Source organism: Pseudomonas sp. TNT3, from assembly GCF_010095445.2.
Classification (GTDB): domain Bacteria; phylum Pseudomonadota; class Gammaproteobacteria; order Pseudomonadales; family Pseudomonadaceae; genus Aquipseudomonas.
Map to the genome: position 1 here is coordinate 1 of NZ_WFGV02000015.1, position 16363 is coordinate 16363.

The 16363-nt window shown below is 59.3% G+C and carries 16 protein-coding genes; 8 read left to right on the forward strand and 8 right to left on the reverse strand.

Going from position 1 to position 16363, the window contains the following annotated elements; all coding sequences use genetic code 11:
- Positions 1-328 precede the first annotated feature (328 nt).
- Together GBC55_RS11385 and purU are read right to left on the reverse strand one after the other, a co-directional pair.
- Positions 329-508, reverse strand: coding sequence for a hypothetical protein (locus GBC55_RS11385; protein ID WP_162439628.1), 180 nt, complete (start codon positions 506-508; stop codon positions 329-331).
- Positions 509-595: 87 nt separating this feature from the next.
- Positions 596-1444: a formyltetrahydrofolate deformylase gene (gene purU, locus GBC55_RS11390; protein WP_162439629.1), complete on the reverse strand. Its 849-nt coding sequence runs from the start codon at positions 1442-1444 to the stop codon at positions 596-598.
- Between the two features lie 337 nt (positions 1445-1781).
- On the opposite strand from purU, the gene mvaT reads away from it, so the two are divergent.
- Positions 1782-2159: a histone-like nucleoid-structuring protein MvaT gene (gene mvaT / locus GBC55_RS11395; protein WP_007933316.1), complete on the forward strand. Its 378-nt coding sequence runs from the start codon at positions 1782-1784 to the stop codon at positions 2157-2159.
- Positions 2160-2257: 98 nt separating this feature from the next.
- Here the strand turns inward: mvaT and sbcB are convergent, their stop codons facing one another.
- Entirely contained in the window at positions 2258-3688 is a 1431-nt protein-coding gene (sbcB, locus tag GBC55_RS11400; protein WP_162439630.1) for an exodeoxyribonuclease I, read from the reverse strand.
- 183 nt (positions 3689-3871) lie between these two features.
- Here sbcB and GBC55_RS11405 point away from each other — a divergent pair, with 183 nt between their 5' ends.
- From GBC55_RS11405 to GBC55_RS11430, 6 genes are read left to right on the forward strand one after another with little or no spacing between them, the layout of a single operon-like run.
- Positions 3872-4597, forward strand: a complete 726-nt coding sequence (locus GBC55_RS11405; protein ID WP_162439631.1) for an RDD family protein — start codon at positions 3872-3874, stop codon at positions 4595-4597.
- The gene (locus GBC55_RS11410) at positions 4594-5571 is read left to right on the forward strand and encodes a stage II sporulation protein M (RefSeq protein WP_162439632.1); all 978 of its coding nucleotides are present in this window, start codon (positions 4594-4596) and stop codon (positions 5569-5571) included. Before GBC55_RS11405 ends, GBC55_RS11410 begins: the two co-directional genes overlap by 4 nt.
- On the forward strand, positions 5558-7102 hold the full coding sequence (locus GBC55_RS11415) for a DUF4129 domain-containing protein (protein WP_162439633.1): 1545 nt from the start codon (positions 5558-5560) through the stop codon (positions 7100-7102). The genes GBC55_RS11410 and GBC55_RS11415 overlap by 14 nt, the downstream gene beginning before the upstream one ends.
- Positions 7103-7116: 14 nt before the next feature.
- The gene (locus GBC55_RS11420; RefSeq protein ID WP_162439668.1) at positions 7117-8262 is read left to right on the forward strand and encodes a DUF4350 domain-containing protein; all 1146 of its coding nucleotides are present in this window, start codon (positions 7117-7119) and stop codon (positions 8260-8262) included.
- Entirely contained in the window at positions 8259-9260 is a 1002-nt protein-coding gene (locus GBC55_RS11425; protein WP_162439634.1) for a MoxR family ATPase, read from the forward strand. The genes GBC55_RS11420 and GBC55_RS11425 overlap by 4 nt, the downstream gene beginning before the upstream one ends.
- 49 nt (positions 9261-9309) lie before the next feature.
- Positions 9310-10641 carry a DUF58 domain-containing protein gene (locus tag GBC55_RS11430; RefSeq protein ID WP_162439635.1) on the forward strand — a complete coding sequence of 444 codons (1332 nt, stop codon included), beginning with the start codon at positions 9310-9312 and terminating at the stop codon, positions 10639-10641.
- A gap of 82 nt (positions 10642-10723) precedes the next feature.
- Here the strand turns inward: GBC55_RS11430 and GBC55_RS11435 are convergent, their stop codons facing one another.
- Together GBC55_RS11435 and GBC55_RS11440 are read right to left on the reverse strand one after the other, a co-directional pair.
- Positions 10724-11083, reverse strand: coding sequence for a PilZ domain-containing protein (locus GBC55_RS11435; RefSeq protein ID WP_162439636.1), 360 nt, complete (start codon positions 11081-11083; stop codon positions 10724-10726).
- A 232-nt stretch (positions 11084-11315) separates the two neighbouring features.
- Positions 11316-11690, reverse strand: coding sequence for a tetratricopeptide repeat protein (locus GBC55_RS11440; protein ID WP_162439637.1), 375 nt, complete (start codon positions 11688-11690; stop codon positions 11316-11318).
- Positions 11691-11863: 173 nt separating this feature from the next.
- On the opposite strand from GBC55_RS11440, the gene pyk reads away from it, so the two are divergent.
- Positions 11864-13315: a pyruvate kinase gene (gene pyk / locus GBC55_RS11445; protein WP_162439638.1), complete on the forward strand. Its 1452-nt coding sequence runs from the start codon at positions 11864-11866 to the stop codon at positions 13313-13315.
- Between the two features lie 102 nt (positions 13316-13417).
- Here the strand turns inward: pyk and GBC55_RS11450 are convergent, their stop codons facing one another.
- The 3 genes from GBC55_RS11450 to GBC55_RS11460 all read right to left on the reverse strand — a co-directional run bounded on the left by GBC55_RS11450 (position 13418) and on the right by GBC55_RS11460 (position 16358).
- Positions 13418-14167 carry an enoyl-CoA hydratase gene (locus GBC55_RS11450; protein WP_162439639.1) on the reverse strand — a complete coding sequence of 250 codons (750 nt, stop codon included), beginning with the start codon at positions 14165-14167 and terminating at the stop codon, positions 13418-13420.
- Between the two features lie 156 nt (positions 14168-14323).
- A complete protein-coding gene (locus tag GBC55_RS11455; protein ID WP_162439640.1) occupies positions 14324-15259 on the reverse strand; it encodes an iron-sulfur-binding ferredoxin reductase in 936 nt (311 codons plus the stop codon).
- Positions 15252-16358: a GGDEF domain-containing protein gene (locus GBC55_RS11460; protein WP_162439641.1), complete on the reverse strand. Its 1107-nt coding sequence runs from the start codon at positions 16356-16358 to the stop codon at positions 15252-15254. The genes GBC55_RS11455 and GBC55_RS11460 overlap by 8 nt, the downstream gene beginning before the upstream one ends.
- Positions 16359-16363: the final 5 nt, after the last annotated feature.

The following is a 16363-nucleotide window of genomic DNA, read 5'->3' on the forward strand; positions in this document are numbered from 1 at the left end:
CCATGGATGGCCGATCGCGGCGGGCCCACGGAGCAGGACCGGAGCGAGGGAATGCCGAGCCCAGGCGAGGCACCGTACGAAAGGGGCAAGAGCGTTTGGTTACTTGGCGCTCTTCCAAGTGACTCGCCGTAAGGGCGAAACCAATAGAAGCCGTGACCGCAGGAATGGATATGTACACCAGCAAGAGCCTCACCGCCGATCAGGCCGCCATCGCCGGCAAGCCAGCTCCCACAGTTTGATCCGGATACATCCGAAGAAAAGGGTCGACTGCCAGGACGCCATCGCTAGCAAGCCAACCCTACAGTTGATCCGGGTACATGATCGACTATCAGGCATCCCCCTCAGGCAACCGCTCAGGCTTCGGATGCAACGCGTCCCACAACTGCGCCGCCCCAGGAAACTCCGTACCATCCTCCGCGCTCAACTCTTCAGGATCATAACGACTCAAGCACCCCTCCCCCAACGTAGCGGGCGCTTTGGAAGTTGCTTTATCAAGTGGATCGGCCATCAACAAATCCTCAAGTCAGAAACGGCAAAGGGCCTGAAGCGATTGAACGCCCAGGCCCTTCGAATTTCAACCGGTATCGGGTAGCTGTCAGAACACCACAGTCTTGTTACCGTGAACCAACACGCGGTCTTCCAAGTGATAACGCAGGCCACGGGCCAACACCATCTTCTCGACATCACGCCCGAAACGCACCATGTCTTCAATGCTGTCGCTGTGGCTGACGCGAACCACGTCCTGTTCGATGATAGGACCGGCATCCAGCTCTTCGGTCACATAATGACAGGTAGCGCCAATCAACTTCACGCCGCGCATGGACGCCTGGTGATACGGTTTGGCCCCGACGAACGACGGCAGGAAGCTGTGGTGAATGTTAATGACCTTGTGCGCGTACTCGCTGCACAACTCCGGCGGCAGGATTTGCATGTAACGGGCAAGTACCACCACTTCAGCATCGTGCTGTTTGACCAGGCGCGAGACCTCGGCGAATGCCGGTTCCTTATCCTGCGGATTGACCGGTACGTGGTAGTAAGGAATACCGTGCCACTCGACCATGCTGCGCAAATCGTCGTGATTGGAAATCACGCAGGAGATTTCGCAGTCCAGTTCATCACTGTGCCAGCGGTGCAGCAAGTCGGCCAGGCAGTGGGATTCACGGCTGGCCATCAAGACAACGCGCTTCTTCTGCGCGGTATCGGTAACGCGCCAGTTCATCGAGAACTCTTCGGCAATCGGCGCAAACGCTTCGCGAAAGGCTTCGATACCGAAGGGCAGCGAGTCGGCACGAATTTCGTGACGCATGAAGAACCAGCCACTGAGATTGTCCGAGTGATGGCTCGCTTCAGTGATCCAGCCGTTATGTGACGCCAGAAAGTTACTGACTTTAGCAACGATGCCGACGCGGTCCGGGCAAGCAATCACCAGCCGAAAAGTGCGCATGAGGGGGAAACTCCAGAACTTCGCAAAGGCCGCCATTCTAGCGATTACGCAGCAAAACTGCAGTATTGATGATGCCTTGCCTTGCACGCGGCAGCTAAAAGAGGCTCCGCTCACATAGCCGACCCGCGCGATGGTGCTCTTGTGGCGGTTATTCAAGAGTCAATTGTGAATATTCGTTAAGCACGATTCACTAATAATTAACTGCGAACGGGGTTAATGCCCTGTTCGCCGTAAGTGAATTAAATAAAACGACGGTTAAATGTTTACTTGATGAAACACCCTGACTATTATTGGCCACTGTCACCTGCTATCCAGCGCCCAACATAAGGTAGTCACCATGTCCTTGATCAACGAATATCGCGCCACCGAAGAAGCTATCAAAGAGCTGCAAGCCCGTTTGAAGAACCTGTCCCAAGACGACAAACTGCAAACCGAGCTGGAATTCGAAGGCAAACTGCGCACCTTGATGGGCGAATACTCCAAGTCTCTGCGCGATATCATTGCGCTGCTGGACCCAGAGTCCAAAACCAAAGCACCACGTGGCGGCGCAGTAAAAACTACTGGCACCAAGCGCGCTCGCAAAGTTAAACAATACAAAAACCCGCACAACGGCGAAGTCATCGAAACCAAAGGTGGCAACCACAAGACTCTGAAAGAGTGGAAAGCCAAGTGGGGCGGTGACGTGGTTGAAGGTTGGGCAACTCTGCTGGGCTAAGCCGCAGGGCTGTCGCGGACTGATCTGCGATAGAAAAGAACGCCAGCTGACGCTGGCGTTTTTTTATGCCTGGCATTCAAGCCCGGGCATGTTCGTTTTCAAAGATTCAAACGAACGCGTAATGCCTGGACATATTTCTGCCATTCATCAAGCACCGCTCGCTGGGAAGATGTTGCAGTAAGCGTCAATTGGGCTGCGGCTTCTGCAAAAGAATCCAGCGTATTCGGCGCTCCCCACTCGGGTGCCGACAAACGTTGCTGACAGAATAATTTCCAACGTTCCTGCTCTGGGCTACTCAAGGTATCGGGGAAGTTACGGGCGCGATATCGAAACAATAATTCAGGCAAGCGTTCATCATCGAACGGCCACTGTTGTTGTGCTAATTGCGCCGGGTCTGCCACCCGGACTTGCTCACATAGACGACGATCCCGATCACCGATAAAACCATCGTATAACTGTTGCTCAGGATCCTCGCTCTGGGCGAAGTCCTCGCGGGCATAGATGGCCTGAACTTTATCTTTCCAAACATTTTGTGCGTCACTTAGCCGCAGCGCGCGTGCCTGATAAAGCGCCATATCCAGCCCAAGGCGTTGCTGATCTTGCTCACGCAGAACCGCCAACGGTGCAACCACCGGACATTTATTGATGTGAATAAGCTTGAGAGGCACCGGCAACTCGCCGTCGAGCAGGTCATCTCGTCGGGTGTACAGCCGCTGGCGCAATGACTCGGCGTCCAGGTCGAGCAGCCCCTCAGGGTCCAGGTGCAAATCGCAGACAATCAAGGCGTTTTTGTTGCGCGGGTGCCAGGCTAGCGGCAACACCACCCCGACATAATGACGCGCCGCCGAAAAGCGACCCGAAATGTGCACCATCGGCTGCAACAGCCGGATCTGATCCATCACTTTCTGCTTGCTGCGCAACTGGAACAACCAGTCATAGAGCTTCGGCTGCTTTTCCCTTATCAGGCGAGCCAGAGCGATGGTGGCCCGAACGTCCGACAGCGCTTCGTGGGCATGGCCATGGTCAATGCCATTGGCGGCGCTCAGGCGTTCAAGCTTGAGCGTCACCCGCCCCTCTTCGTCCGTCGGCCATTCCAGGCCATCCGGACGCAAGGCATAGGCGGCGCGCACGACATCGATCAGGTCCCAGCGACTGCTACCGCTCTGCCACTCGCGCGCATAAGGGTCAAAAAAATTTCGGTACAAGCTGTAGCGGGTCATCTCATCGTCGAAACGCAAGGTGTTGTACCCGGCGCCACAGGTGCCGGGCGCTGCCAGTTGGGCATGCACGCGGGTCATGAAATCGGCCTCGCTCAACCCCTTTTCGGCCAGGCAGCCCGGTGTGATGCCAGTGATTGCACAGGCCGCAGGATGGGGCAGGATGTCTTCGCTGGGTTGGCAGTAAAGATTGACCGGCTCGTCAATCTCATTCAAATCGAAGTCTGTACGAATACCCGCAACTTGCAGCGGACGGTCGCAGCGAGGGTTGATGCCAGTGGTTTCATAGTCGTACCAGAAGATGGAGGTCACGGGCTATTCCTGAACTGAAGATCGGCAAAGTCTAGGCGTTCACCTCCCGCCCCGGCCAGCATTCTTGTGATTCAGTCATCTCGCGTTACTTACGGCGCGTTACATAGTGATGTCGTTCCCCCCCGAGAGACTGCTAGCATCGGACGCACATCGAATCCCGAACAGGCCACACCAAGGTTGCCCATGCTCGAGACCACAGCACTGCCAAGGAAAGCGACGCTGTCCCCGCCACTGGATACGCGGCACCAGGTCGAAACGCCGGAAGGCATCGACTTGCCCTTGCGTCCGGCCGGGCTAATGGTGCGAGCGGTGGCGTTCGCCATCGATCTGGCGCTGCGCGGGCTGATTCTGGGCCTGCTGTTTATCGTGTTGGCATTCCTGGGAAAGCTGGGCGCCGGGCTGGGTTCCATCCTGCTTTTTATCGTGAGTTGGTGGTACATGGTCCTGTTTGAAGTACTCAATCAAGGCCGTTCACCGGGCAAGCAATGCATGGGCCTGCGGGTTGTCCAAGACGATGGCACACCCATCGGCTGGTCCGCATCCTTGCTGCGCAACCTGCTGCGATTCGTCGATATGCTGCCGTTCGGTTACTTTCTCGGCGCCATCAGTTGCCTGCAACACCCCACCTTCAAACGCCTCGGTGATCTCGCCGCCGGCACCCTTGTGATTTACCGCGAACACCCCCTCACTCGACCACAACTGCCCGACGTCGAACCTCGTCGACCCGCAGTGCCACTGACGTTGGTCGAGCAACGCGCCATTCTTGGATTTGCCGAACGCCAACGTGAGCTTTCCGAGGCGCGGATCAATGAACTCGCGTCCATCCTGGCGCAGCCGTTACACCTTCCCGCGTCAGGGTCCGTGGTCGAGCTCAACGCAATCGCCCGCGGCTTGTTGGGCCCCGCATGAAGCAAAGTCTTTTCGAGAATCGGCACAAAGCCGAATGGGAGCGATTTTCGCTGACGCTTGATGCCTTGGAACGGGGTAGAAAAACGTCACGGACCGGTAGTTTTCCGGGCGATTACCGGCGCCTTTGCTGCCAACTCGCCTTGGCTCAGGAACGCGGCTACAGCAGTTTCCTGATCGACTCGCTGCAGCAACAAGTCCTGCGTGGTCATCAACAGCTTTATCGACATCGCAGCCAACTCGGCGCCAATGCACTGGCGTTCATTCTGGCGGACTTCCCCCGCCTGGTGCGCGCGCAATGGCGCTTTGTCCTGGCGGCCAGCCTGCTTTTCTTTGGCAGCCTGATCGGCTTCGCGCTGTTGGTTTACCTGTTCCCGGACCTGGTCTACAACCTGATTCCGGTCGAGCAGGTCAGTCAGATGCAAAGCATGTACGACCCCGATGGCGGTCACTTGGGTCGTTCAGCGGAACGAGCCGCCAGCGAAGACTGGGTCATGTTCGGTTACTACATCATGCACAACATCGGCATTGCCTTTCAGACCTTCGCCAGTGGTGTGCTGTTTGGCTTGGGCAGCGCGTTTTTCCTGGTTTACAACGGCTTGATGATTGGCGCGGTAGCCGGGCATCTCACGCAGATCGGCTATGGGCAAACTTTCTGGTCATTCGTGATCGGCCATGGCGCTTTCGAACTCACCGCCATCGCCCTGGCCGGGGCCGCAGGCCTGCAACTGGGTTGGGCGCTGATCGCACCGGGTCGTCTGCCTCGCGTCGAAGCCTTGCGATTGGCGGCGCGCAAAAGCGTACTGCTGATTTGCGGGGTCATGTTGTTTCTGCTGATTGCCGCCTTTATCGAAGCGTACTGGTCGTCCATGACCGCACCCGCGCCCACCACCAAATACCTGGTCGGTGCACTGCTCTGGATGTTGGTGGCGCTGTATTTGCTGTTTGCCGGACGGACCCGCCATGCGCCTGAGTGATGCCAGCGTTGTTATCCGTCCCCGCAACCACTGGGAAGCCATGGACCTTGGCGTACTTCTCAGCCAGCGCCACCGACGCCTGTTGATGACCAGTTGGGCGATCGTGACCTTGCCGATCTTCGCGCTGCTGAGTTGGGCGTTGTGGGATTCGCCATCGCTCGCCGTGTTCATCTTCTGGTGGCTGAAACCGGCGTTCGAACGCCTGCCGCTGTACATCCTCTCCAAAGCCATGTTCGGTGAAACACCCACCCTGAAACAGGCACTGCGCCAATGGCCGCGCCTGCTCAAACCCCAACTGCTGGCCAGCCTGACCTGGCGACGCCTGAGCTTGAGTCGCAGCTTTCTCATGCCTGTAGTGCAACTCGAAGGCCTGAGCGGTCAGGCGCGGCAACAGCGTTTGCAAGTGCTGTTGCAGCGCAATGCAGGCGCCGCCCGGTGGCTGACGATCATCGGCGTGCACCTGGAAAGCGCGCTTTGGATCGGTCTGATGGTGCTGTTCTACCTGCTACTGCCGCAACAAACCGAACTCGACTGGAGCTGGCAAACCTTGATCACCGCCACGCAGCAGGACTGGCGGTGGCTGGAACACCTGACGAATGCCTTTTACGTCCTGGTGCTGGTGGTGTGGGAACCGATTTATGTCGCCTGCGGTTTCAGCCTTTACCTGAACCGGCGCACGGTGCTGGAAGCCTGGGATATCGAATTGGTGTTCCGTCGATTGCGCCAGCGTCTGGCGAGCACCGCGGGGGTCCTGCTGATGGCGGCGCTTCTGTGGGTTCCCGTCACGCAATCCACGTGGGCAGCTGAACCGGTCACCTCACCTGACGCCCCGCGCCTGCTGGAGCAGCCGCTCACCAGCCAGGCGTCTCGGGACAGCATCAAGGCGCTTCTCGATCAACCACCGTTCAAAAACAAGGAGAGCGTCACCCGTTACCGCTTCGGCGAAGAAAACCCCGCCGCCGAAAAGGCTGGTGATGACAAGCTGCCAGCATGGCTAAGGGCACTTCTCAAGTTGCTGGATGCTCAACGCTTCGGCGCCATCGCCACGCTGATTGAAGTCGTATTGTGGGGGGCAGTGATCGGTGCAGTGGTGCTGGTCATCTGGCGCTACCGCGACTGGCTGCGAACCTTCGTCAGCCGGCGCCCGAGTAGCACGAACAAAATCGACCGCCCTTTGCCACAACAAGCATTTGGCCTCGACCTCACTCGGGAAACGCTGCCCGCCGATATCGCCGCCAGTGCTGAAAGCCTTTGGCAGAGTCACCCTCGAGAAGCGCTCGGCTTGCTCTACCGCGCACTGCTCAGCCATTTGCTGCATGACTACAACATGGCGCTGAAACCCGCCGACACCGAAGGCCAGGTACTCGAGCGCATCGAACGCCTGCAACAACCGGCTCTGCTGGCGTTCAGCAGAAACCTGACCGGACACTGGCAAAACATGGCCTACGGACATCGCCTGCCGCCAGGGCCTGCACAACAGGAACTCTGTGACGGCTGGCGAGAATTATTCGGTCCGGGAGCCTCGCGTTGAAACGGGCCAGGTTGATGACGATCGGTGGGCTCATTGCGGTGCTGGTGACTGCGCTCGGTGTCTATCTGTACCTCAAGGCAACGCCCTATCAGACCGAGATTGATCACGGCCCCGCTCCCGAAGCCCAGGCAAATCCGTACCTGGCTGCCGAGTACTTTTTGCGTAAACAAGGTCTGACCGTTGGCCACGCCAACAGCCTCGACGTACTGCCTACGCTCGATCCGCGCCAGCACAGTCTGTTGCTGTTCGGGGACCGCTACAACATGACCCCACGGCAGATCGACCAGGTGATGAACTGGACACGGGCCGGAGGTCGACTGCTGTTTGTCGCTCAATCGTTATGGGATGACAAAACCGGTCAAAGCAATGACCTGTTGCTCGACCGGGTTCAGTTGCACCAGTCCCTGAGCAAAGACCTCAAGGATCCACCGCCCGATCTCGACAACGACTCGTTTCCCAAGCTGACCAAGCTGTTCCTGGAAAACGAAGACGCACCGGCCTACGCAAGTTTCGACACGGCGTTTCACCTCGAAGACCCGAACAACCTCGCGCAGTCCTGGGCCAACAGCGCCAAGGCCACGCACATGATGCAGCTGAATCACGGGCTCGGCTCAATCATCGTGGTCACCGATGCCGACCTCTGGAAAACCCCGACCATCGGACAGTACGACAACGCCTGGCTCCTCTGGTACCTGACCGCTGACACAAGCGTGACCCTGATGTTCAACACCGATCACGACAGCCTGCTGACCTTGCTGCTGCGCTATTTCCCTCAGGCATTGGTGGCCCTTGTGGCACTGATCGGCCTGGGCTTTTGGCACGTCGGCATGCGCAGCGGTCCCTTGCTTGCCCCGGCACCGAAAGCCCGCCGACAACTTCAGGAACACCTGCGTGCCAGTGCCGATTTCATGCTGCGCCGCAAGGGTCAGCCCCACCTGCTGCAAGCCCTGCAGCAAGACATCCTGCGGCGTGTCCGCCGCCGTCATCCAGGTTTTGATCAACTCGGCGTTGCCGAGCAATGGCTGGTGCTTTCACGCCTGACCGGCCAACCCACACGCGCTATCAGCCAGGCCATGAGCCCGCGACCGAAGCAACGGCTCAACAACGCCGACTTCAGCCGCCAGGTTGCCCACCTGCAAACCTTGAGGAACGCCTTATGAGTGAACAGACCGAGCCCGGCTCACCCTCCCACGCCGCCCAGCAACGCCAGCGTGCCAGTCAATTGGCCCAGGCGGTTCGTGTCGAATTGCAAAAAGCCGTGATTGGCCAGAACACTGTCATCGACGACGTGCTGACCGCACTGATCGCCGGCGGGCACGTGTTGCTCGAAGGTGTCCCGGGATTGGGCAAGACCCTGCTGGTCCGCGCCCTCGCCCGCTGTTTTGGCGGCGAGTTCGCGCGCATTCAGTTCACCCCGGACCTGATGCCCAGCGACGTCACCGGGCACGCGGTGTACGACTTGCAGACCGAGCAATTCAAACTGCGCAAGGGCCCGTTGTTTACCAACCTGTTGCTGGCCGATGAGATCAACCGCGCCCCGGCGAAAACCCAGGCGGCGTTGCTCGAAGCCATGCAGGAGCGCCAGGTCACCCTCGAAGGTCGCGCCCTGCCTATCACGCAACCCTTCATGGTGCTCGCCACCCAAAACCCCATCGAACAGGAAGGCACCTACCCGCTGCCCGAAGCCGAACTTGACCGTTTCATGCTCAAGGTCCGCATGGATTACCCCGACGCCGAGCAGGAGCTGGACATGGTCCGCCAGGTCAGCCGCTCCACGCGTGCCGACATGCTCGACGTACAACCGTTGCGCACGGTGTTGCAGGCCAAGGATGTGCTGGCCTTGCAACGCATCGCCAGCGACCTGCCTCTGGACGATCAGGTACTCGATTACGCAGTCCGTCTGGCCCGCACAACCCGTAGCTGGCCAGGTCTGATTCTCGGCGCGGGACCACGGGCATCCATTGCCCTCGTACGTTGCGCCCGGGCGCGCGCCCTGCTGCGAGGTGGCGAATTCGTGATTCCGGACGACATCAAAGGCTGTGCACTGGCAGTCTTGCGCCATCGCGTGCGCATCGCACCGGAGCTGGATATTGAAGGGCTTGAGGTCGATCACGTACTCAGGCAACTGCTCGATCAAGTCCCGGCACCGCGGCTGTGATCATGCGCAAACATTCTATGGTGAGGGAGCCTGCTCCCGCGGGGCGGCAATGAAACCCTCGCGCCTGCTGCTGACCTGGCTCGCTACGCTGCTGGCCATCGGTATCCTGCTGGGCGCGTTGCGGGCGCTGGGTATCACGCTGCCCTCGAGCCTTTCATCGATCAACTGGGGCTTGCTGCTGGCGTTGCTGACCTTGGCAATAATCGATGCCATCCGTCTCAGGCGCCTGCCTTCACCGCGCATACGCCGACAAATGCCTGGCACCCTGGCGCTTGGTCGCTGGAGCGAAGTGCGGCTGGAGGTCGAGCACGATCTTTTACAACCGACGAATGCCCAGGTCTTTGACCATGTACCCGAAGGCCTGGGCATCGAAAACCTGCCCCTGACATTCGAACTTCAGCCAGGCCAGAACAGCCAGATCGGTTACCGCGTACGCCCGTTAAAACGGGGTCACTTTACCTTCGAACACTGTGAAGTCAGCCTGCCAAGCCCATTGGGCCTGTGGTCGGAAAAGCGCCTGCTAAGCGTCAGCGACACCACCCGTGTGTACCCCGACTTCGCCCGTTTCTACGGCGGGCAATTGTTGGCGGTGGATAACTGGCTTAATCAATTGGGGGTACGCCAGCGACAACGTCGCGGCCTGGGCCTGGAGTTTCATCAGCTGCGCGAATTCAGGGAAGGCGACAGCCTGCGTCAGATCGACTGGAAAGCCACCGCCCGCCAGCGCACGCCGATTGCCCGGGAATATCAGGACGAGCGCGATCAACAGATCGTGTTCATGCTCGACTGCGGTCGGCGCATGCGCAGCCAGGACAGCGAGCTTGCGCATTTTGACCACGCGCTTAACGCCTGCCTGCTGCTCAGCTACATCGCCCTGCGTCAGGGCGACGCGGTGGGGCTGAGTACGTTTGCCAGCGATCCACCGCGCTACCTCGCACCGGCCAAAGGTAGCGCCCAGCTCAATGTGCTACTCAACACCGTTTACGATCTGGACACCACTCAGCGGCCAGCGGATTACCAGGCGGCCGTCAGCCAGTTGCTCGCCCGCCAAAAGCGTCGAGGCCTGGTGGTGCTGGTCACCAATCTGCGCGATGAGGACGATGAAGAATTGATCAGTGCCGTGCAACGGTTGAGTAAACAGCATCAGGTACTGGTCGCGAGCTTGCGTGAAGAAGTCCTCGACACCACGCGACAGATGCCGGTGCAAACCCTGGGGGAGGCGTTGACCTATTGCGAGACGGTGGATTATTTGAACGCTCGCGCAGCACTTCAGGAGCGCTTGAGCGCCCACGGCATTCCCGTGATGGACGTGAGACCGGGCGAGTTGGGACCGGCTATGGTGACGCACTATTTGAACTGGAAGCGTGGTGGGGGCGCTTAGGATCAAAAGATCGCAGCCTGCGGCGGCTCCTGTTGGATCGGTAGTCACTCCATCGTTCGCAGGCCGTGATCCTCAGCCTTTCTCAAGCCGACGCCGGCAATGGCTGGAAGCTGAAATATTGCCTTATTGCGCTGACCAGTTGCCCATATTCCGGCGGCGCCTGCTGAATGCTGAAACCGGCATCATAGTGATGCGGTGTCGCATCTTCATGGCACCACAAACAACACGCCCGCACATCGATGACCTGGTAGACGCCGTCGCCGGCAGGGATTTTCAGGCGCAGATCAAAATCCGCTCCGATCATCATCGGCAGTTGGCTGATAAGCATCAGCCCGTCTTCGGACACGTTACCCAAAAAGCCGATTGGCTTGTCAGTGACGCTGTTGAACACTTTTAGAAAATACGGCAGTTGATGCCGCTTGATTCGGCGGTCAGTGAACATGCTGATTTCGCTACGCAAGGCCCTTAAGCAGGACCGCACTAATGCTTCGGAACGGGCCTCTCTGCATGAGGGGCACGCTCTCCCTGGTCCTGGTGCGACAGTCCTTGAACCGCTGCCACTTACTTCTGCCGATCACAGGTATGACATCGACCCGGGGGCAATCCTCCAAAGCCGCATTATTGGACTATAGCTCACTACCGCTGGTCGGCCAGCCATCAAATGACAACTGCAATCAGAACTGCGTCGGGCGTACGACAGCGGCAGACCGCATCGGGTAATGCCCCAGGCTCTGCAAGGTTTCCAGCCGTGCGCGGGCACGGAAGGCGTACTCGCTTTGCGGGTAGGACGCGATGATGAACTGGTATGTCTGGGCGGCATCGATGAACATTTTCTGACGCTCGAGGCACTGGCCCCGCATCATCGACACCTCTGGCTGTACATAGCGCCGGGCGCGGCTGGCGCGGTCGACCTTGGACAGTTCGAGCATCACCTGCTCACAGTTGCCTCGGTCATAAGCACTGTAGGCGTTATTCAAATGATGGTTCATCGACCAACGGGTGCAGCCCGTGACACTGAGGGCCAGGGCGGCAATAAGCACGAATCGCATGAAGGTTCTCCTGTCTTGAGCTCTGTATCGACCCGTTGCCCGAAATCTTCAGGTTTGTTCGTTTAAAGATGCAATTGATAAAAAAACAAAAAAATAAGTAGTGCACTCGAACAATGACTACACCCACGGAGCATAGTAGCCTCTGCTCAGCGCTTGAACTCAGGAGTCTTTGCATGTCCGTCCGTCGTACCAAAATCGTCGCTACCCTTGGCCCGGCCAGTAACTCGCCGGAAGTTTTAGAACAGCTGATTCTGGCTGGCCTGGACGTCGCCCGCCTGAACTTCTCCCACGGCACTCCCGACGAGCACAAGGCTCGCGCGAAGCTGGTGCGTGACCTCGCTGCCAAGCACGGCCGCTTCGTTGCCCTGCTGGGTGACCTGCAAGGCCCGAAAATCCGTATCGCCAAATTCGCCAACAAGAAGATCGAGCTGAAGATCGGTGATCAATTCACCTTCTCCACCAGCCATCCGTTGACCGAAGGCAACCAGCAAGTGGTCGGCATCGACTACCCGGACCTGGTCAAGGACTGCGGTGTAGGCGACGAACTGCTGCTCGACGACGGTCGCGTGGTCATGCGCGTTGATACCGCCACTGCTACCGAACTGCACTGCACCGTGCTGATCGGCGGTCCCCTGTCGGACCACAAGGGCATCAACCGTCGCGGTGGCGGCCTGACTGCTCCGGCCCTGACCGAAAAAGACAAGGCCGACATCAAGCTCGCTGCGGAAATGGAAGTGGATTACCTCGCAGTGTCCTTCCCGCGCGATGCCGCCGACATGGAATACGCCCGTCAACTGCGCGACGAAGCGGGCGGTACTGCCTGGCTGGTGGCGAAGATTGAACGCGCCGAAGCCGTGGCTGACGACGACACGCTGGATGCGCTGATCAAGGCTTCCGACGCTGTGATGGTTGCCCGTGGTGACCTCGGCGTGGAAATCGGCGACGCCGAGCTGGTGGGCATTCAGAAGAAGATCATTCTGCACGCTCGCCGCCACAACAAGGCGGTGATCGTGGCGACCCAGATGATGGAGTCGATGATCCAGAACCCGATGCCGACCCGTGCCGAAGTGTCCGACGTGGCCAACGCCGTGCTCGACTACACCGACGCCGTGATGCTCTCGGCTGAAAGTGCTGCCGGTCTGTACCCGCTGGAAGCCGTGCAAGCCATGGCGCGCATCTGCGTCGGTGCGGAAAAGCACCCGACCAGCAAGACCTCCAGCCACCGCATCGGCAAGGTCTTCGAAAGCTGCGACCAGTCCATCGCCCTGGCCGCGATGTACACCGCCAACCACTTCCCGGGCGTGAAGGCGATCATCGCCCTGACCGAAAGTGGCTACACGCCGTTGATCATGTCGCGTATCCGCTCTTCGGTGCCGATCTACGCGTTCTCCCCGCACCGCGAAACCCAGGCCCGCGCGGCCATGTTCCGTGGTGTCTACACCGTTCCGTTCGACCCGGCATCGTTGCCGCCTGAGCAAGTCAGCCAGGCCGCGATCGACGAGTTGCTCAAGCGTGGCGTAGTGGAGAAAGGCGATTGGGTCATCCTGACCAAGGGCGACAGCTACCACACCATTGGCGGCACCAACGGCATGAAAATCCTGCACGTTGGCGACCCGATGGTCTGAGTGATCGGTTGCTGAAAAACGAAAGCCCCGCCATGTGAATGGCGGGGCTTTTGTGTTTCCGATCCAAAAGAAGTGCTGGCTGATCGGGCCTCATCGTCGGATTCAATGCCGATTGATAAACCCCGACAACGCCGCCATCGCCTCCGGCGAACGCAGCCGCTGGGTAAACAGCGCCCCCTCTTCTTCTATCACCTTGCGCAACAACTCCCGGTCCGGAGCTTTCATCAGTTGCTTGCTGATGCGCACCGCTTCTGGCGGCAGTGACTCAAACCGCAACGCCATCTCTCGAGCCTTGGCTAACGCCGCCTCGCCGCTGTCCAGGGCTTCGTTCGCGATGCCCCACGCCGCCGCTTGCTCACCACTGAAACGCTCCCCCAGCAGCAATAATTCAGCCGCTTTCGCATGCCCCAGCAAACGCGGCAGGATCAGGCTGGACCCAAACTCCGGGCACAACCCGAGATTGACGAATGGCATGCGCAAACGCGCATCCGCGCTGACATACACCAGGTCGCAATGCAGTAACAGTGTCGTACCAATCCCCACCGCCGCACCCGCCACGCCGGCAATCACCGGTTTGCGGCATTCAAGCAAATTGAGCATGAAGTGAAACACCGGACTGTCTAGATTACTCGGTGGTTGTTGAATGAAGTCGGCGATGTCGTTACCGGCGGTGAAGCATTCATGGCTGCCAGTGAGCAGCACGGCGTAGATGTCGGGATCTTCATCAGCCTGTTTCAATGCTGCTGCCAACGCGCTGTACATGGCGCGGGTCAGGGCGTTTTTCTTCTCGGGGCGATTCAGACGCAGGGTCAAAAGCCCGCGTTCGCGCTCAATCTGGATGGCTTCAGTCATGGCATGTCTCAGCGGTGCAGGCCGGTAAAGCTCTTGTGGCGAGCGAGCTTGCTCGCGCTTGAGTGCGCAGCGCTCACATGCTTTTGGGCCGCTGCGCAGTCCAGCGGGAGTCAACTCCCTCGCCACAGAAACGTTCAAGCCAATAGGATTCGGCGTTCAACCACGAGGCAAAAAGACGTCAGCCAGCAGTTGATTGCGCGGCAGCCCCGCCAGGTAAAGCCGTTTGGCAAAGGCGTCGACACTGTCGGGGGACCCGCAGAGTAAGGCTTGGGTTTGCCGCGAAACAAGGCGTAATTGCGCCAAAGCCGCTGGCAACTCGGCCGGCGTCCACAGCTCGATACTGAGGTTCGGACGACCGTCGGCCATGGCCTGCAACGGTTTGGCCAGATAGTGTTCATCGGCGTCATGGGCCAGGTGAATAACGCGGATGGCGCCTTGATGATCCTGACGCAAAGCTTCTCGCAACACACCAAACAACGGCCCTAATCCGGTGCCGGCGGCCATCAGCCACAAAGGCCGGGTGTGCCAGTCAGCGTCGTAATGCAGTGCACCGCCGCGTAACTCGCCGAGCCGGATGACATCGCCAATCCTGAGCTGACGGGCGGCATCGCTGAACGCCCCCGGCTGGCGGCAATCGAGATGAAACTCCAGAAAGCGGTCCTCTTCCGGCAGGCTGGCGAGGGAATAGGGCCGTGCGACGTTACCTGCCCACAACACCAAGTGCTGCCCGGCGCTGTAGCGAAATGGCCGTTCGGCAACCAGACGCAGACGCAACACCTGAGCGCTCAACCAATCGACAGCCGCTACCTTCGCCGGGCGTCCGTCCTGGTGCGGATCGAAAGCGTGTACTTGCAAGTCCTCGACCACCTGGCACTGACAGGCCAGCCGCCAGCCTTCCCGGCGCTGTTCGGCGCTCAAGGCATCGGGCCGGCTGTCGCTTGGCAACCCTTGCAGGCATTGCACAAGGCACGCATGGCAACTGCCGGCACGGCAACTGTAAGGCACCGCCACGCCGTTGCTGTTCAGCGCATCGAGCAAATTACTGCCCGCCGCGACCGACCATTTCTGCTCGCCAACCCGCAGCTCAGGCATCGGCGTTCTCCCAGGCCGCCGCGCAACGATTACGACCATCACGTTTGGCGCGATAGAGCGCCTGATCGGCCCGGTGCAGGGCATCGTCGAGATCGTCATCCAGTTCCAGCAACGTCATGCCGGCCGACAAGCTGAGGTGACTGACATTGAGGCCAATCAACTCGACATCAGTGAACGCAATGCGCAACCGTTCGCAGCAAGACGTCAGGCGCTCGGCATTGCAGTCGGGCAACAACACCACGAACTCTTCACCGCCGTAACGGGCCAGCACGTCGCCTTCACGCAAGCACGCAGTGGCCACCGCAGCAAAGGCTTGCAGCACCTGATCGCCGGCAGCATGACCGTGGACATCGTTGATGCGTTTGAAGTGATCGAGATCGATCAGCGCCAGGCCATGCACCACGCCGTCCTCCATCGAATTCAACTCGCGGGAAGCCAGTCGCAGGAAGTGCCGGCGATTGAACAGCCCGGTCAGCTCATCGGTGGCCACCAGGTCTTCAAGCTGGCGCATCATCCCGCGCAGCGTGTCCTGATGCGCCTGCAAGGCGAAACGGCGCTGGCGCATGCGTTGGCGCGAGTGCTGGACGTAGCTGGCGTAAAACACCAGCCAGACCAGAACAATAAACAGCACGCAAACCTGCAACGCTGCCAGCGCCGGGTCAGTCAGCTGGAAGTGATAGGCGTCCCACAGCGTGATCGCACTGAAACTGAAAAACACCAGCATCGCGCACCGTATAAAGGAACGTCGCGACAGGTGGAACAGGCCGAACAGCAGAATCAACACGTAAAAGACCAGGAACGCACCCCGAGCCTGGTCCAGATGGGCGATCAGCCAGGTTTGCCAACCCAGCCCCAGCAGTACTTGGGCTTCGGTCAGGCTGGGATCGGAAAAGCGCAGGTTGCAGCCGCTGTAAAATACCCCGAACAGCACCACCTGGCTGGTGACGACCAACGCACTGCCCACAACGACGCTGGTTAACGATTCGGCGTAGTGCCCAGTAAAAAATGCCAGCCACAGCAACATCAAAGCCAGGGCATAGGTACCGGCGGCGAGGGCAAAGCGTTTGAGCAAAAGTCGTTGGATAGCGTTATGGGTCAATCGTT

What these genes read in the sequence shown, in the direction of transcription:
- GBC55_RS11440 (WP_162439637.1), bottom strand. Translation starts at nt 11,690, where the DNA reads ATGCGATTCGTGCTTATTGCCGCCCTGGCCCTCAGTGTCACGGGCTGC.
- pyk (WP_162439638.1), top strand. Translation starts at nt 11,864, where the DNA reads ATGTCCGTCCGTCGTACCAAAATCGTCGCTACCCTTGGCCCGGCCAGT.
- GBC55_RS11415 (WP_162439633.1), top strand. Translation starts at nt 5,558, where the DNA reads ATGCGCCTGAGTGATGCCAGCGTTGTTATCCGTCCCCGCAACCACTGG.
- GBC55_RS11405 (WP_162439631.1), top strand. Translation starts at nt 3,872, where the DNA reads ATGCTCGAGACCACAGCACTGCCAAGGAAAGCGACGCTGTCCCCGCCA.
- GBC55_RS11385 (WP_162439628.1), bottom strand. Translation starts at nt 508, where the DNA reads ATGGCCGATCCACTTGATAAAGCAACTTCCAAAGCGCCCGCTACGTTG.
- GBC55_RS11420 (WP_162439668.1), top strand. Translation starts at nt 7,117, where the DNA reads ATGACGATCGGTGGGCTCATTGCGGTGCTGGTGACTGCGCTCGGTGTC.
- GBC55_RS11425 (WP_162439634.1), top strand. Translation starts at nt 8,259, where the DNA reads ATGAGTGAACAGACCGAGCCCGGCTCACCCTCCCACGCCGCCCAGCAA.
- GBC55_RS11410 (WP_162439632.1), top strand. Translation starts at nt 4,594, where the DNA reads ATGAAGCAAAGTCTTTTCGAGAATCGGCACAAAGCCGAATGGGAGCGA.
- GBC55_RS11430 (WP_162439635.1), top strand. Translation starts at nt 9,310, where the DNA reads ATGAAACCCTCGCGCCTGCTGCTGACCTGGCTCGCTACGCTGCTGGCC.
- mvaT (WP_007933316.1), top strand. Translation starts at nt 1,782, where the DNA reads ATGTCCTTGATCAACGAATATCGCGCCACCGAAGAAGCTATCAAAGAG.
- GBC55_RS11455 (WP_162439640.1), bottom strand. Translation starts at nt 15,259, where the DNA reads ATGCCTGAGCTGCGGGTTGGCGAGCAGAAATGGTCGGTCGCGGCGGGC.
- purU (WP_162439629.1), bottom strand. Translation starts at nt 1,444, where the DNA reads ATGCGCACTTTTCGGCTGGTGATTGCTTGCCCGGACCGCGTCGGCATC.
- GBC55_RS11435 (WP_162439636.1), bottom strand. Translation starts at nt 11,083, where the DNA reads ATGTTCACTGACCGCCGAATCAAGCGGCATCAACTGCCGTATTTTCTA.
- GBC55_RS11450 (WP_162439639.1), bottom strand. Translation starts at nt 14,167, where the DNA reads ATGACTGAAGCCATCCAGATTGAGCGCGAACGCGGGCTTTTGACCCTG.